General features: G+C 39.8%; 9 protein-coding genes. 8 read left to right on the top strand and 1 reads right to left on the bottom strand.

What is annotated here, in order from left to right; genetic code table 11:
* Positions 1 to 21: 21 nt before the first annotated feature.
* The 5 genes from ASE74_RS14600 (at position 22) to sprA (ending at position 12,186) form a co-directional block, all read left to right on the top strand.
* Entirely contained in the window at positions 22 to 1,425 is a 1,404-nt protein-coding gene (locus tag ASE74_RS14600) for a lytic transglycosylase domain-containing protein (RefSeq protein WP_055910589.1), read from the top strand.
* Positions 1,426 to 1,522: 97 nt separating this feature from the next.
* On the top strand, positions 1,523 to 1,996 hold the full coding sequence (locus ASE74_RS14595; RefSeq protein ID WP_055910587.1) for a Fic family protein: 474 nt from the start codon (positions 1,523 to 1,525) through the stop codon (positions 1,994 to 1,996).
* 66 nt (positions 1,997 to 2,062) lie between these two features.
* A complete protein-coding gene (locus tag ASE74_RS14590) occupies positions 2,063 to 4,384 on the top strand; it encodes an NADP-dependent malic enzyme (RefSeq protein WP_055910582.1) in 2,322 nt (773 codons plus the stop codon).
* Positions 4,385 to 4,390: 6 nt separating this feature from the next.
* Positions 4,391 to 4,975: a Holliday junction branch migration protein RuvA gene (gene ruvA / locus ASE74_RS14585; RefSeq protein WP_055910579.1), complete on the top strand. Its 585-nt coding sequence runs from the start codon at positions 4,391 to 4,393 to the stop codon at positions 4,973 to 4,975.
* Between the two features lie 11 nt (positions 4,976 to 4,986).
* Complete coding sequence (sprA, locus tag ASE74_RS14580; protein WP_055910576.1) at positions 4,987 to 12,186, top strand: cell surface protein SprA; 7,200 nt, start codon at positions 4,987 to 4,989, stop codon at positions 12,184 to 12,186.
* 123 nt (positions 12,187 to 12,309) lie between these two features.
* Here the strand turns inward: sprA and ASE74_RS14575 are convergent, their stop codons facing one another.
* A complete protein-coding gene (locus ASE74_RS14575; protein ID WP_055910573.1) occupies positions 12,310 to 12,774 on the bottom strand; it encodes a hypothetical protein in 465 nt (154 codons plus the stop codon).
* A gap of 251 nt (positions 12,775 to 13,025) precedes the next feature.
* Here ASE74_RS14575 and gcvH point away from each other — a divergent pair, with 251 nt between their 5' ends.
* The 3 genes from gcvH to ASE74_RS14560 all read left to right on the top strand — a co-directional run bounded on the left by gcvH (position 13,026) and on the right by ASE74_RS14560 (position 16,892).
* Positions 13,026 to 13,406, top strand: a complete 381-nt coding sequence (gcvH, locus tag ASE74_RS14570) for a glycine cleavage system protein GcvH (RefSeq protein ID WP_055910570.1) — start codon at positions 13,026 to 13,028, stop codon at positions 13,404 to 13,406.
* A 10-nt stretch (positions 13,407 to 13,416) separates the two neighbouring features.
* The gene (locus tag ASE74_RS14565; RefSeq protein WP_055910567.1) at positions 13,417 to 13,818 is read left to right on the top strand and encodes a VanZ family protein; all 402 of its coding nucleotides are present in this window, start codon (positions 13,417 to 13,419) and stop codon (positions 13,816 to 13,818) included.
* Positions 13,819 to 14,075: 257 nt separating this feature from the next.
* Positions 14,076 to 16,892 carry an outer membrane beta-barrel protein gene (locus ASE74_RS14560; RefSeq protein WP_055910564.1) on the top strand — a complete coding sequence of 939 codons (2,817 nt, stop codon included), beginning with the start codon at positions 14,076 to 14,078 and terminating at the stop codon, positions 16,890 to 16,892.
* Positions 16,893 to 17,054: the final 162 nt, after the last annotated feature.

Below are 17,054 nucleotides of genomic sequence, written 5' to 3'. Positions count from 1 at the left end.
TACTGAATAAACCAATAGCCCATGATTAAAAAATTACTTTTTGCTTCAATTTGTGCTTGCTTAGGATATATTTCTTCCGCTTCTGCGCAACAAACACTCAGATTAGATAGTCTCCCGAAGGTACACAACAACATTTTTATCAATACCGATACTGTAGCGGTGCCTTCAGTTTCTGAAAACCCATTAACCATGGGACAGAACTTTATTTATAAGCTCAGGCTTGATTCCATCGCGAAAACAGTTCCACTTCCTTACAACGAATACGTACAGCAGTACATTGATATTTATGCGAAGCGTAAGGATATGTTCGGCAAAATGATTGGTTTATCGAGTTATTATTTCCCGATTTTTGATAAGGCTTTAAAAGATTATAACATTCCGCAGGAAATTAAATATTTAACCATTGTAGAATCACAGATGAACCCGCATGCCATTTCCAGAGTTGGCGCAACAGGGATCTGGCAGTTTATGTTTGGTACGGGTAAAGCCTATGGCTTAAAAATGGATAATTTTGTTGATGAGCGGAAAGATCCTATTCAGGCCAGTTATGCTGCCGCAGCTTATTTTAGGGATGCGTTTGAAGAATTGGGCGATTGGCTTTTGGCCATTGCTGCCTATAACTGTGGTAAAGGCAATGTAAACAGGGCCATTGAAAAAGCAGGATCAAGGGATTTTTGGGTAATCAGACAGTTTTTACCTAAAGAAACCAGAAATTATGTGCCCGCTTTTATAGCTGCTGTATATGTAATGAACTATTCTGGCAAGCATCAGATTACCGCACAGGCATCAACCATGTTTTTAAAAACCGATACCGTTCAAACTACCCGTTTTGTTTCTTTATCTACACTGGCAAAGGTGCTCAATATTGAAGAGGCAGCGATGATGGCGTTAAATCCATCATATAAGAAAAAGATTGTAAACGGTACGGATGATGAGCCGAAACGGATTGTGATGCCCAAACTGAAGGATATTGATTATGCGGGTATTTATGATGTGTTAAATAACCAGGAAGTCGAAGCAAACATGAGGGTTATAGAGGCCAGCACTGATGATGTAAGGGATTTAAGAAAGAAAAAAGGTAAAAGTCTGGCCGTTTCTGCTGTAGTATACCACAAAGTTACTGCCGGTCAGAATTTAACGGCTGTAGCCAGTAAATATGGTGTTGAGGTACAGGATTTGAGGGTGTGGAACGGTTTGAAAAGTAAGACAATAGTACCGGGACAAAGGCTGAAAATTTATGCTAAAAACCGCACACCATTAAAGGCACCAGCATCATTTTTAAGTTATACGGTTAAAACCGGCGATACCTTATCGGAGATTGCTGAAAAATTTGATGGTGCGACCGTGCAGACAATCCGTCGCGATAACCGCCTGTCCAAAGCGGGTTTACAAGTGGGTATGATTTTGAAAATTAGCAAAGGGTAATAAACCTGCAATACAATCTTCGCTGATCTCTATCACTGCATTTCAGCTTGTACTTTAGCCGCTGATAGAATTAGATTTTTCTTAAACCCAAACTCAAATGGCTGCCGGGGATACGGTTTTTGGCGATTTTGAAGTTAGTATTAAAAGAATGCCAGAACTGTTAGATTCAACTGAACATGCAATAGCCAGTGGCAAATTACATTCATTGGAGATCAGCGCACGATTTCATAAGTTTTTCATCTATCTCCATCCTTTTCCCGATGGTAACGGCCGTGTAGGAAGATTGATTTCCAATTACATTCTAGCCAGGTTTAAGCAACCACATCTGATTATAAAAGCAGTTGACAAAGCTGCCTATATCGAAGCACTTAAACTATCTGATAAACATAGGGACAATAGCATATTAACGGTCTATTTTGCCAATTTAGCCATCGAAAGGATGAATAAGGAGATTGAACAGAAAAAAAACCTAACTCAAAACTTCGAGATGAACTTCCAGCCCAGAAAAAGGAACCAGCAGGGGAATCTCCTTTCCTATATTGCTCAATTATTCTTATTTAACTTTTTTTGAACGGCTTTTTATTTTAAGCCTCATAAAAAGAATTGTACCTTTGCACCGTCACTAATAAGTTACTTAATGAGTAATACGAATAGAAAGCAAGATGCGTTGGATTACCACTCGCAAGGCCGTCCGGGAAAGATACAAGTAGTACCCACTAAACCTACAACATCGCAAAGGGATTTAACCCTGGCATACTCTCCAGGAGTTGCTGAGCCTTGTTTAAAAATAGCAAATAATAAAGATGATGTTTATAAATATACCGCAAAGGGTAATTTAGTTGCTGTAATCAGTAATGGAACAGCAGTTTTGGGCCTGGGCAATATCGGTCCGGAAGCCGGCAAGCCGGTAATGGAAGGTAAAGGCCTTTTATTTAAAATATTCTCTGATATTGATGTATTCGATTTGGAGCTGGATACCGAAAATGTAGATGATTTTGTGAAAATCGTTAAGGCTTTGGAGCCCACTTTCGGGGGGATTAACCTTGAAGATATTAAAGCACCAGAATGTTTTGAAATTGAAAGGCGTTTAAAGCAGGAAATGAACATTCCTGTAATGCATGATGATCAGCATGGAACAGCCATAATTTCTGGTGCAGCCTTGCTAAATGCCTGCGAAATTCAGAAAAAGAAAATAGATAAAATTCAGGTTGTAGTAAGTGGCGCTGGTGCAGCAGCTGTTTCCTGCTCTAAAATGTACCTCAGTTTAGGGGTTAAAAAAGAGAATCTGGTTATGTTTGATATCAATGGATTAATTGATATTCACCGTACCGATCTGGATGATATCCGCATGAGCTTTGCCACCACCAGAAAAGGCATTTCTAATATTGGAGAGGCGATGAAGGGTGCCGATGTTTTTATCGGACTTTCGGCTGCAAACGTAATTTCTCCGGATATGTTGGTGGGGATGGCTAAAAACCCGATTGTGTTTGCCATGGCCAATCCAAATCCTGAGATTGCTTATGAACTGGCCATTAAAACACGTAAGGACATTATTATGGCTACTGGCCGTTCTGATTATCCCAACCAGGTGAACAACGTTTTGGGTTTTCCTTATATTTTTAGGGGAGCGTTAGATGTTAGGGCAACCAGCATCAATGAAGCCATGAAAATTGCTGCGGTTAAGGCGATTGCAGAACTGGCTAAAAAATCGGTTCCGGAAGCTGTAAACTTGGCTTACAATGCCCGTAACTTAAAATTTGGGCGCGATTATATCATTCCAAAACCAGTTGATTTCAGGCTGATTACGGAAGTATCAACAGCGGTAGCGAAAGCAGCCATTGAGAGCGGCGTGGCCAGAAAAATCATTACCGATTGGGATGCCTATAATGAAGAATTAAGAAAACGTTTAGGCTTGGATGATGCCATTATGAGGGCGGTAACCACCAAAGCAAAGATGGATCCTAAACGTGTGGTATTTGCTGAGGCAGATAACTATAAAATTTTAAAGGCTGCCCAGATTGTAAAAGATGATAACATTGCTATTCCAATTCTTTTGGGAAATAAAGAAAAAATACAGGCAATTATCGATGAACATGCACTGGAGCTAGATGGGGTAGAGATTATCGATCAGATGCAGAACCCTGACAAGACCAAGCAATATGCAGAAGCATTATTTAAAAAACGTCAGCGTAAGGGTGTTTCTTCTATGCGCGATGCCACTAAATTATTGAGAGACCGTAACTACTATGGTGCATCGATGGTGGAGTTTGGCGAGGCCGATGCCATGATTTCGGGTTTGACAAAAAATTATGGTGCTACCATTAAGCCTGCTTTGCAGGTAATCGGGGTAGAGCCAGGCGTAAAACGTGTGGCTGGTATGTATATGATGATGACCAAAAAGGGGCCCGTTTTCTTTGGCGATACCACAGTAAACGTAGATCCAACGGCAGAAGAACTGGTGGATATTACCTTACTGATCGATAAATCTGTTAAGCAGTTTAACATCAAACCGCGTATTGCCTTATTATCTTATTCAAATTTTGGTTCGAATGATGGGGTAACACCAAATAAAGTAAGGGAAACGGTAAACCTTCTTCATAAAAACCATCCTGAAATTGTGGTAGACGGGGAGATGCAGGGAAATTTTGCCATTAACAATGAATTGCTGCAGGATAATTTCCCTTTCAGCACCCTGGCAGATGCTCCGGCGAATACTTTGGTGTTCCCAAATCTCGAATCTGGAAACATTGCATACAAATTGTTACAAGAACTTGGAGGGGCCGAGGCGGTTGGTCCGATCCTTTTAGGGTTGAATAAACCTGTTCATATTGTTCAATTAGGTAGTTCTGTACGCGAAATCGTTAATATGGTAACCATTGCTGTTGTAGATGTGCAGGCAAAAGAAGAAATTGCAACATCGAAACGAAAAGGTATATTTGGAAAAACAACTAAAAAGTAGCATTACATGTACGCCTATATTGATGGTAAATTGACATTTAAAAACCCGGCTTATGTTGTGGTTGAAGCCGGAGGTATAGGCTATCATATTAACATATCTTTAAACACATATAGCGCTTTGGGCGATGCTGAAAGGTGTAAACTCTACACCTGGCTACATGTAAAAGAAGATGCACACACATTATACGGCTTCGCTGATGAAGGCGAACGCCGTTTATTTTTACACTTGATATCGGTAACGGGCATTGGGCCGAATACAGGCAGGATGATTTTATCGTCCATTACCCCAGTAGAGATACAAACCGCAATTGTTAAGGCCGATTTGCCTTTAATTCAGCGGATTAAGGGCCTGGGCGCAAAAACCGCACAACGCCTGGTTTTAGAGCTTCAGGATAAATTAAAAAAGGAAGGTGTAGATTCATTAATTTCTATGCCTCAACACAATACTGTGAAAGATGAAGCGTTATCAGCATTGGTAATGCTCGGATTCGCCAAACAAACCGCCGAAAAAACTATAGACCAGATATTAAAAGTGACAGAGGGAACGCTTTCGGTAGAGCAATTAATTAAACATGCTTTAAAAACTTTATAGATCTACTGCCTTTGAAGAGAATATCTACATTTCTGTTTCTCATTCCTCTTTTTTTAATTGCTTCTCAAAACGCTTACACTCAAGTTGTTCCAAGCAAGGTGGATACAATTAAGCCAAAAAATAATTTTGGTTTGAAAGAAAAAGAACGTTTGGGCCTCAGTCCAGCTGTTAATCCTTTTTATCCATCTCCAAGTAATTTAAAGCGCGTTGTAGAATACGATGCCAAAAATAAACGCTATGTAGTTAAAGAACTCATAGGAGATAATTTTGTTTTAAATACTCAATATTTAACGATTGATGAATACCAGCGTCTGGTTAGCAGTGAGATCAAACGCGGCAATTGGCGCAGTATATCGAATGCCGAGGTAAGCGATTACAGAAGCACTGGTATTATTCCGCAGATTCAGGTAAACAGTAAAGCATTCGAAAAATTATTTGGTGGAACTACCATCGATATCCAGCCCCGAGGTGAAGCCGAACTTACTTTTTTAGGCAGGGTGAATAAAAATGAAAATCCGCTTTTTAACGAAAGGCAACGGGTGCAGACAAATTTCGATTTTAACCAAAGGATCCAGATGGACCTGGTTGGAAATATCGGAACAAAACTAAAAATTAAAAGTAATTACAATACGGAGGCTCAGTTCGATTTTGAGAACCAGATTAAACTGGATTATTCAGGCGGGCCGGATGATATTATCCAGAAGATTGAGGCAGGTAACGTAAGTTTGCCTTTAAATACTTCACTGATTACCGGAACACAGGCACTTTTCGGGATTAAGACACAGTTGAAATTCGGGCGGTTGAATGTGACCAGTGTATACACTCAGCAGAAATCAGAATCAAGGGAGATTAAGATTACCAACGGTGCGCAGCAAAACACCACCACCGTAAATATTGATAGTTATGAGGCCAATAAGCACTATTTCCTATCGCAGTATTTTAGAAATAATTACAACAAAAACCTGGCTAATGCCCCAATTATCACCTCGCCGATCCAGATTACCAAAATAGAGGTTTGGATTACCAATAAAGCTGGAAATACCAACGATTCACGAGATGTATTGGGTTTAATGGATTTGGGTGAAAATGTTCCTTTCAACACATCTTTGCTTACCGGCGGAACTTCGGGTTTGCCTGCCGGAACTACCGCTACAGGTTTTTCACAACAATCTAACAACCTTATTGCGCAACTAAATGCTTACCAGGGCGGGGCAATCAGGCAAACAAATTCCAATGCTGTACTTTCTTTCTTCCAAACCACTCCTGCCAATAGCAGTAATACCGATAACTTTGCCAAACTTATTTATGCCAGAAAGTTAACTGAGCGCGAGTTTACTTTCCAGCCTCAACTGGGTTATTTATCATTAAACAACCCTTTAAATGCCGATGAGGTGTTGGCTGTTGCCTACCGTTATACTTATAACGGTGTAGAATATCAGGTGGGTGAGTTTTCTACCGATGTTACTTTTGATGCTGCAAACCCAAAGGTGCTTTTTGCGAAACTTTTAAAGAACGAAACCACAAAAATTCAACTTCCCACCTGGGATCTGATGATGAAGAATATTTACTCTATCGGAGGATATCAGATCAGCAGTCAGAATTTTAAACTGGATATTTACCGCATTGATAATGAAACCGGTGTGGATAATCCGGTAATGACCGAAGGGCAGAATACGGCCAATAAGCAATGGATTGCCTTAACGGAGTTTGACAGGTTAAACCAGCAAAATGAGCGCAAACCGGATGGTATTTTCGATTTCGTGGCCGCAAATAACGCTTTTGGTTCATACTCTACCGCAAGTAATGCCAACCAGGCCAGTATGTTCGGAGTGGGCAGTAATGGGCAAACATCATTGGTTACCAACACCAATTCGGGATATATTACCATTGATCCGGCAAATGGAAGGATTATTTTTCCGGTGATTGAACCTTTTGGTAAAGATTTGGCAGCAAGGTTTTTACCAAGTGAACAGGCCTTGATCAATAAATATACCTTTACTGCACTTTACGATTCTACACAAACCATTGCCAAGCAGTTGTTTCAAAATCAGAACAGGTACATTATTAAGGTAAATTATCAATCGGATATTTCCTCTGAATTCAGTTTAAATGCAATCAATGTTCCTGAAGGATCTGTAAAGGTTTTTGCAGGAACTATGCCACTAACGGAAGGTGTGGATTTTACAGTTGATTACCAGGGAGGCCGGGTGAGCATTATTAACCAGGCACTTTTGGTTTCCGGTCAGCCCATCAGGATTACCACAGAAAACAATGAACTTTTTGGCTTGCAGCAAAGGTCGCTTTTTGGAACCCGTTTGGATTACCGCGTAAACAACAAGCTGAACCTGGGTGGAACGATCATGAACCTCACCGAAAAACCATTAACCCAAAAAGTAAATATTGGTGAAGAGCCTATTTCGAATACCATTTGGGGAGCAGATATCAATTACAGCTCACCATCGCGGTTTTTAACTAAAATGGTAGATAAGTTGCCGTTTATTTCTACAAAAGCCCCATCCAGTGTAACCTTTTACGGTGAATTTGCACAACTGATTCCGGGCCACCCACGAGCACTTAATTTTGCAGGAAGTAAAAATGGGGTAAGTTATCTTGATGATTTTGAAGCATCGCGGTCGGTAATCGATTTAAAAAGTGCCATCGCCTGGCAGTTATCAGGTACGCCACAACTTTTTTCCGAGTACGATAAGTCTAATGATTTATCGTATGGTTACAACCGCGCAAGAATTGCCTTTTATAATATAGACCCTACGTTTTACAACTCGGCGGCCTCAACTACACCGGCCAATATCAGGGGCAACCGCTCTGAACTTTCCAATCACTATGTAAGAGAGGTAATTGAGCAGGAGGTTTTTCCTTTTAAAGAAACCGCAACCGGACAGGCATTAAACATTACCACTTTTGATGTGGCATATTACCCTACGGTTAGGGGGCCATATAATTTCCGTACTACCGATTTTAGGCCGGACGGAAGCTTGCTGCAACCAAGAAATAACTGGGGCGGTTTTCAGCGGAAGATTGAAACCAACGATTTTGAAGCACTGAATGTTGGCTTTATTGAGTTTTGGGTAATGGATCCATTCATCTATAAACCGAATTCTGCAGGTGGTGATATGTATTTCAATTTAGGAAATATCTCAGAAGATATTCTTAAAGATGGAAGAAAATCGTTGGAGAACGGCTTGCCGGCCACAAACGATCCCACTAAATATGATGAAACTGCATGGGGCCGTGTACCAAAATTACAGCCGGTTGTGCAGGCGTTTGATAACAATGCCAACGCACGCAGGGCGCAGGATGTAGGTTTGGATGGACTATCAGATGCGGATGAAAAAATTAAGTTTGCTGCGGCCATTACACAGATTAAAGGCCAGTTGAATGCTACTGCTTCTACTGCGCTTGATGCGGATCCATCCTCAGATAATTATGCTTATTTCAGAGGGCCGGCTTTAGATCAGATCAATGCAGGGATTCTTAAACGGTATGAGAAATACAATGGAACTGAGGGCAACTCGAAAACCTCACAACAATCGCAGGAAGAATTAGGGCTCGAAAATTCGGCTTCTACTTCATTGCCGGATGGTGAGGATATTAACCGCGACAACAACATGACCCAAAGTGATGAATACTTTCAATATAAAGTTTCCATCCGTCCGGGAGATTTAAACGTTGGACAGAATTTTATTACCGATAAAGTAACCTCTCAGGTAAAACTGGCCAACGGAAATACACAAGCTGTTTCATGGTACCAGTTTAGGATTCCAATCGGGCAATATCAAGATAAGGTTGGTGGAATTCAGGATTTTAAATCAATCCGTTTTTTCAGGATGTTTATGACCAATTTTGCTGATACCGCGATTATGCGTTTTGCAAAGCTGCAGCTTATCCGTGGTGAATGGAGAGAGTATAACGCATCAAATGTTGCCGCGCAGGTAATTGTTGATCCATCATTGCCAGCCTTAACGCCTGATAATTCTACCATCGAAGTTTCAACTGTAAACATTGAAGAAAATGGTAAACGTTCGCCTATCCCTTATGTAACTCCTCCGGGTATTTTGCGCGAGCGTGATTATAGCAATTACCGTGGCGATACCAGGCTGAATGAACAATCGCTCTCGGTGAGTGTGAAAAATTTAAGGGATGGTTATAGCCGGGCGGCATTTAAAACTGCTTACAGCGATTTTAGATCTTACAAACATTTAGAGATGTTCGTTCATGCAGAGGCCATTAATAATCAATTGTTAAATGATAACGATGTTTCTGCCTTTTTAAGGATCGGAACCGATAACCAGGATAATTATTACGAATATGTAATGCCTTTAAAGGTTACCAACCCAGGTACCAGCGATCCTGATGCCATCTGGCCGGAAGCCAATAGAATGGATATTGATCTGACGCTTTTCCAAAACGCAAAGTTGGCCCGTAACGTAGCAAAACTGGCAAACGGACAACCTTGGCCTACCAATGTACCATTTACCTATACTGACGGATTGAGAACCATAGTTGTAAAAGGGCAGCCCGACATGAGCAAGGTTAGGGTGTATATGGTGGGGATTAAAAACCCTTTGCGTACCGTTACTGATGGGGCTAGGGATGATGGCCAGGATAAAAATGCGCTGGTTTGGTTCAATGAGTTAAGGTTGACCGAATTTGATGAAAAAGGTGGATGGGCAGCAACAGGCAGATTGAATTTGAAACTTGCAGATTTTGCAGATGTAAATATTTCCGGTAGTAAATCCACTATCGGTTTTGGTTCTATAGATTCGAAAGTGAGTGAAAGAAACCGTGCGGATAATGTGCTGTTGGATGTTTCTTCGGCCATGGAACTTGGTAAATTCCTTCCACAAAAATCAGGGGTTAAAATTCCGATGTTTGTAAGTTATTCCAAACAGGTTTCAACACCACAGTACAACCCAAGAACACCGGATATTGAACTGAAAAATGCTTTGGATCAATCAACCAAGGCCCAAAAAGATTCTATTTTGAATTTTGCACAGGATTACACCGTTAGGAGAGGGATCAACTTTACCAACGTAAGGAAAGACCGTGTAAACAACAGTAAACCCATACACCTTTGGGATATTGAAAACTTTTCGGCAAGTTATGCTTACACACAGTACAACCACCGCGATTTTATTAATCAAAGCAGCATACAGAATACTTACAGGGCATCATTACAATATAGCTATTCAAAAGAAGCCAAAACCATTGCCCCTTTCGAAAAAATTATTAAGTCTAACATGCTTGCCTTATTAAAGGATTTTAACTTTAGTATTTTTCCGAGTGCAATCAATTTCAGAATTGATGTAGACCGTTTGTATTCAGAAAATACCTTAAGAAATAACGATCCTAACAACAGCATAGGGGTTTACCAGAGTGGCTACGGCACTACCTTTAATAAGAACTTTACCATGAGCAGGATTTATGGTATCGCCTGGAACCTCACCCGTTCGTTACAACTGGATTTTAACGCGACAAACTATTCCATTATAGATGAACCCGACGGTAGAATTGAAGGATTGAAACGGGATACGGTTTGGGAAAATTTAAAACGGTTGGGCCGGACTACCGATTATAACCACAACCTAAATGTAACCTATAATCTGCCGATCGATAAAATACCAGGGTTAAACTGGGTTACGGTAAAAACCCGTTACGGCACCAACTTTAACTGGCAAACCGAGCCGCTTTCTACCCTGCGCGATCCTAACATTAACCTTGGAAATACGGTTCAAAACAGCAGAACGGTTCAGGTAAATCCTACTCTAAACTTAACAACGCTGTACAATAAATTTGGCTTTATCCGCAACGCAGGTAATGACCAGGATGGCGGCGGCGCTAAGAACTTTTTCATTAATTTGTTAACGAGTTTGAAAAATGTAAATGCCAGTTTTGTACAAACAAAAGGTATTTTCTTGCCTGGCTATCTGCCAACAACCAAGTATTTCGGTATTGACAATGCCACCGGAGCCCCAGGTTTAGGTTTCGCATTCGGCAGTCAGCGTGATATCCGTGAAATGGCATTGAACAGCGGCTGGTTAACTACAGATACTTTGCAGACTCAGCTTTATGTGAACACACTCCGCGAAGATTTACAGCTTACCGGCCAGGTTGAGCCTTTTAAAGATTTACGGATTACTTTAAAAGCGAATAAAGCGCAAACCAGAAATTTTTCTACCAACTTCAGGTACGTGGCAAGTGCATCATCATTCGAGAATTTAAGTGCCATTACAACAGGCGATTATAGCGTTTCGTACATTGCCTTGGGTACTGCCTTTAAAGAAAGCAATTCGAGCACGGTTTCTTCTTTGTTTAACCAGTTTATGGCCAACAGGATTATTATTTCGAGAAGGTTAGGCGCACAAAATCCAAATTCTTCAGGTATTAACAGCGGTTTTGCCGATGGTTATGGCAAAGAAAGTCAGGATGTAATTATTTCTGCATTTATGGCTGCATATTCTGGTAAGGATGCTGGTAAAACAAAAATGAATGCTTTCCCGAAAATACCGCTTCCGAACTGGAGTTTGACCTATAGCGGTTTAACGCGGATTCCTTTTATTGCCGATAAATTTTCATCAGTAGATATCAGGCATGGTTACCGTTCTGCTTATAATATCAATGGATTTAATTCATTGCTGCGTTATCAGGAAACCAATGGTGGGGTAAGCAGCAGGGATGTGAACAACAACTTTTTACCCGAATACCAGTTTGCACAGGTAACCATTTCCGAATATTTTTCACCACTGATCGGTGTTGATACCAGGTTTAAAAATAACCTTACAGCATCTTTTGAATTAAACCGTTCGAGGTTGCTCGGCCTGAGTTTATCAAACAGTCAGCTGGCACAATTATCAGAAAACAATATGGTATTGGGTTTGGGTTATCGTACCAATAAATTCCGTTTTCCGTTTGGATGGTTTAAAAGCCTTAAAATGGATAATAATATGGATTTTAAATTGGATGTAGCCATTCGTGATAATAAAACCGTGATTTACCGGGCCGATGTTACCGAAGCGGAAGTATCATCAGGAGCGAAGAACATTACCTTGAGGCCAAGTGTAGATTATGTGTTAAACCAGAAATTTAATATCAAATTGTTTTACGATTCGAACATTACAAAACCATATACTTCACAAACTTTTAATACCTCGTTCAGTAATTTTGGCTTTAGCTTAAGGTTTACATTGAATTAACCGGATACAGCTGCTATTGGGAAGAAGTTGCGTTATAAAAGCTTAAATGTTACTTAAATAAGTCCTTCTTAGAGTCCAGGAAAGCAAATATTCCATTAGCATGCAGCTCTTCAGTTTCGATTTTTATTGATCACTTAAAGGTGTTAGCTCATTACCTGGGCTTTTATTCGGTAACTTCCTGAATGGCTTGCCTTCACGGACAGTGAAAAATATGCTGGATATAAATGCAGTTAAGAACATTGGCACATAACTGAATAATAGATAATCTAAAGCCATGAAAAAGATGTTCCCACTGGCAACCAGATAAAGGATAAAGGTTACGATAGCGTGAGCAACAGGCCTATCATTGATGAACCTTAAATAACCTACTTTTTTGACAGTATAGCTATTGACAATAATGAAGGCAGCAAGAATCGCTACAAATAAAAATATATGATTGAAGGGAAGGTTAAAACTAAACATCCAATTCGCTGGGTTGATGAGCCTGATCAATGCGATGTAGGCAAATCCAATAACCATAGTTAGTGGTGCTGAAGCCAGCAGGGTAGTTAAGCATACTTTTAAGGCGTAGCGTAATGAAGATTTCATGTTGAGCGTTAATTGGTTAAGTGAATATAACTATTTTTACTCAATCTGTTTAATCATAATATCTTATGCTTGCGAACGTCCGGTCAAATCAAATTAACCTTTTATGATAAGTTAATTCTCCAGGCATTGCGATATGTTAAACTTAATTGTATTTTTGATGCATAAACTACCGGTTTGTAAAATCCACAAGATATTGGGCAAGCTGGCTTAAAGAAGAAAATACATAACTTATATTCAATAATTTACAACTAATGAATTTTCCATCAGAATTAAAATACACTAAAGACCACGAGTGGGTTAAAGTTGAAGGTAACGAAGCTTATATTGGTGTTACCGATTTCGCACAGCGCGAATTAGGTGATATCGTTTATGTTGATATCAACACTGTAGGCAGCGAAGTAGCTAAAGAAGAAGTTTTCGGTACAGTAGAAGCTGTTAAAACTGTTTCTGATTTGTATATGCCAGTTACTGGAACGGTATTGGAAGTAAATGCTGAATTAAACGACAATCCAGAACTTGTTAACTCAGATCCTTATGGAAAAGGTTGGATGGTGAAAGTATCTTTAGCCGATTTAGCTGAAGTAGATGGTTTATTAACAGCAGAAGCATACCAGGAATTGGTAGGCGCCTAATCTTTATATTTTGTACGAAGCACTAAAACAGCAAAAATGGGCCATTCTTTGGACAATTGTCGTTTTAGTGCTTTGTAATATGCAAATTTCCGACTCTGTTGGCGAGAGCGGGTTTTTCTTCAAAGGTTTTGATAAGATGACCCACATGGGCTTTTTCTTTGTCTTATCAGTTTTGCTCTTCTACGGAAAAATAAGGTATCAGCATACTTTTGCTTTCAGAACCTTAACTATTTTCAAAATTTTGCTCATCAATGCGATTATTGGCGGGGGAATTGAATTGTTACAATGGAAAGTTTTTACCTATCGCTCGGCTGAATGGTGGGATTTTGGTTGCGATATGCTCGGCGCATCCATGGCTGTTTTTAGTTATGTACTGCTTCATAAATTGAATTTCAATGAAAACGAAAATTAGCATTATCATTGTAATTGTAGCCATAAGCTTCAGTGGATGCAGCATCTTTAAAAAAGACTGTCATTGCCCAAAGGTTTATTACAAAAGTTATCCTGCTCAAAGAAAATAACATCTTTCTGAGCCTATCTTTGCATCTGGCAGCTCTGCCAGGGGCTGTATTTAAAATGTTACCAAGCTTTTAACACACCTTAACAAACCTTTAGGCTTTTCTACAGTCTGATAGCTTAGTTTTATAATATAATATCTAATTTTTTTTGATGAAAAGGAACGTTCAGAGGGCAATATTTGTTGTTCTCCTATTTTGTGGTTACATCGCCCAGGCTCAAAATACTGGCTCGATAAGCGGGAAAGTAATTAACGCGAAAGATAAAAAGCCCGTTGATTTTGCTACCATAGCAATTAAGAGCTTAAAAGACTCTAGTGTTGTGGCCTCAGGTCAAACCAATCCTGATGGAAGTTTTAGCTTTAAAGCCATTGCGCCAGGGAAATATAGAATTTACTCCGCCTTTTTAGGTTTAAAAACAGCTACAAAAGATATTGAAGTGGCTAAAGCAGCAGTTAATGCTGGCGATATTGCCATGAGTGATGATGGTGTTGATTTAAATACCGTTAACGTTACGGCCACTATACCTATTGTGGTGAAAAAAGATACTTTGGAATTTGATGCAAAATCAATCAAAGTGCGTGAGAATGCCGTGGTAGAAGATCTTTTGAAAAAAGTACCTGGTGTAGAAGTAGCCAAAGATGGAAGCATAAAAGCCCAGGGCGAAACCATAACCAAGGTTAAAGTAGATGGTAAAGAGTTTTTTGGCAACGACCCTCTACTGGCAACTAAAAACCTTCCTGCCGACATGGTAGATAAAATTCAGGTAATTGATGAACTTTCTGAGCAGGCTCAATTTACCGGTATTGATGATGGTACAAGAAATAAAATCTTGAACATTACCACTAAAAATGGAATGAAACATGGTTATTTCGGCAACAGTACAGCAGGTTATGGCTCTAATGACCGTTATGATGCCAGCCTGAACGTAAATAAATTTGACGACGACAGGCAGATCAGTTTTATCGGGCAGTTTAATAATGTAAACAAACAAAACTTTGGCCAGGGTGGTGGTGTAGGTAATGGCTTTGGAGGTGGCGGCGGACGCGGTGGTTTCAGTGGTGGCGGTGGGGGCGGAGGAAATGCTAATGGAAATGGCGGCATTACCAATACAAATGCAGCAGGTTTAAACTTTGCCGATACCTATAAAGATGGTACACAGTTTCAGGCCAGCTATTTCTTTAACAAAGCAACATCCGAACGGTTGCAAAATTCATTTACACAAAATTTAACAGGTAGTACCAATGACATCACGGAGGATATAAGTAATAATACCGACCGTATTAACCACCGTTTTAATTTTATGGTGGATACCAAAATAGATCCCTCATTATCAATTAAAATACAGCCAAACCTGGCTTATACTGAAACCGATGGAAACAATTTAAATTCGTACACCCGGATACTTTCTGATGGTTCAACTGTTGGTACACAGCGCAACAACACAACTGCCGCTACTCCTACTTTCAGCAATAACCTGTTAATCCGCAAAAGTTTTAAACGCAGAGGACGTACATTATCTTTAAATGTAAGCACAAACATAAATGATAACGATGGAACAAACCTTAATTACAGGAATGATAAAATTACAGTCGGAACAGTAGCAAGAGATACTGTTACCAATCAATTGAATAATACCAATAGCCATTCTATAAGTAATACCACAAGGGCAGTTTATACAGAGCCGTTAAACAAAACCTTAAGTGTGGAATTTAATTACCAGAACGGGTATTCAAATAGCGATTCGCAAAGAGATGTGCTTAATTACAATCCTATAACTTTGCAATATGACCTTGTAGACAATACTTTCTCAAACATTTATAATAACCGTACCCTTACCAATGCGGCAGGCGTAAGTTTAACAACAACAGAGAAAAAGTACAACTGGAATATTGGTGTGGCTGCGCAGCAAACCAATAGGGTAAATACCAATTTAACCACTGGCTTAAAGCGTACGCAGAATTTCATCAATATTACGCCATCTGCACAGTTCAGGTATAACTTTAGCAACCGTAAACGCTTGTTTATTAACTATCGTGGCTCTACCACTCAACCGAGTATCGACCAGATTCAGCCAATTCCTGATAATACAAATTCGCAAACCATTTATGTGGGTAACCCAGCTTTAAAACCTTCTTTCAATAACCAGTTGAGGATTAATTTCAATAACTTCAATATTGAAAACGGCAGATTCTTTTTTGCTGGCTTAAATTTAACCCAAACTTTCAACAGTATCGGTAACAGTGTTTCACAGCTTCCTAGTGGTATCCAACAGGTGAGCTATGTTAATGTTGATGGCGTTTATGCAGGTAATGCCAATGCAACATGGTCTTTACCTTTAATGGCAGAGCGTAAATTAACCTTAAATATTTCAGGTAACGGAGCTTATAATAGGAATGTAAATTACATTATTCCAAGAGGCGGTACCACATCAGTTAAAAACATTACCAATTCGTACACCATTTCCAACGGTTATAAATTGGTTACAAATGTTGATAAATTTGATTTAACGGGTGGTATTACCGGTAGTTATACCAATTCAACCTTTTCAGCACAGCAATCTTCCAATACACAGTTTTACACCATTAATCCAAGCTTTGATGTAAGTTATGTATTGCCAGCCAATATCAGGTTAGCCATAGATATTGATTATTTCAGAAATTTTGGTGGTGGTGATCTGTATAACCAGGAATATACCATCCTTAATCCATACATCAGCCGTCAGTTCTTTAAAAACAGAGGTACATTTAAATTCTCTGTTAATGATGCACTTAACCAAAACACAGGAGTAAGCAGAACAGCTACAGGCACATCAATTCAGGATGTTAACTTTAATGTGTTAAAACGCTATTATATGTTGTCATTCACTTATTCGTTAACCCGTATTGGTGGCCGAACAATGAGTGGAGATATGCAGATGCCAGGTCAGCGCGGTGGAAACGGCGGAGGCGGTGGTCGTACCAGAATGTAAAATCCATATAACTAAGTTTAGTGGACTAGTTTTTGAAAGTCCCGGTTTTTAACCGGGACTTTTTTTATTTCGTGCGCCGGGCATGGCAATCGACTATAGGGTTCAAGTCCCGAACACGCTTAGCAGTAGGAAGTGTTAGCTCGAGACAAGGGTGTCGTGGGT

The organism is Pedobacter sp. Leaf216, from assembly GCF_001421515.1.
Taxonomy (GTDB): Bacteria; Bacteroidota; Bacteroidia; order Sphingobacteriales; family Sphingobacteriaceae; genus Pedobacter.
This window is presented reverse-complemented; position numbering and strand designations above follow the sequence as displayed.

Bases quoted from the DNA above. Each gene is read 5' to 3' on its own strand.
- ASE74_RS14600 (WP_055910589.1), top strand. From the start codon at position 22: ATGATTAAAAAATTACTTTTTGCTTCAATTTGTGCTTGCTTAGGATAT.
- ASE74_RS14595 (WP_055910587.1), top strand. From the start codon at position 1,523: ATGGCTGCCGGGGATACGGTTTTTGGCGATTTTGAAGTTAGTATTAAA.
- ASE74_RS14590 (WP_055910582.1), top strand. From the start codon at position 2,063: ATGAGTAATACGAATAGAAAGCAAGATGCGTTGGATTACCACTCGCAA.
- ruvA (WP_055910579.1), top strand. From the start codon at position 4,391: ATGTACGCCTATATTGATGGTAAATTGACATTTAAAAACCCGGCTTAT.
- ASE74_RS14575 (WP_055910573.1), bottom strand. From the start codon at position 12,774: ATGAAATCTTCATTACGCTACGCCTTAAAAGTATGCTTAACTACCCTG.
- gcvH (WP_055910570.1), top strand. From the start codon at position 13,026: ATGAATTTTCCATCAGAATTAAAATACACTAAAGACCACGAGTGGGTT.
- ASE74_RS14560 (WP_055910564.1), top strand. From the start codon at position 14,076: ATGAAAAGGAACGTTCAGAGGGCAATATTTGTTGTTCTCCTATTTTGT.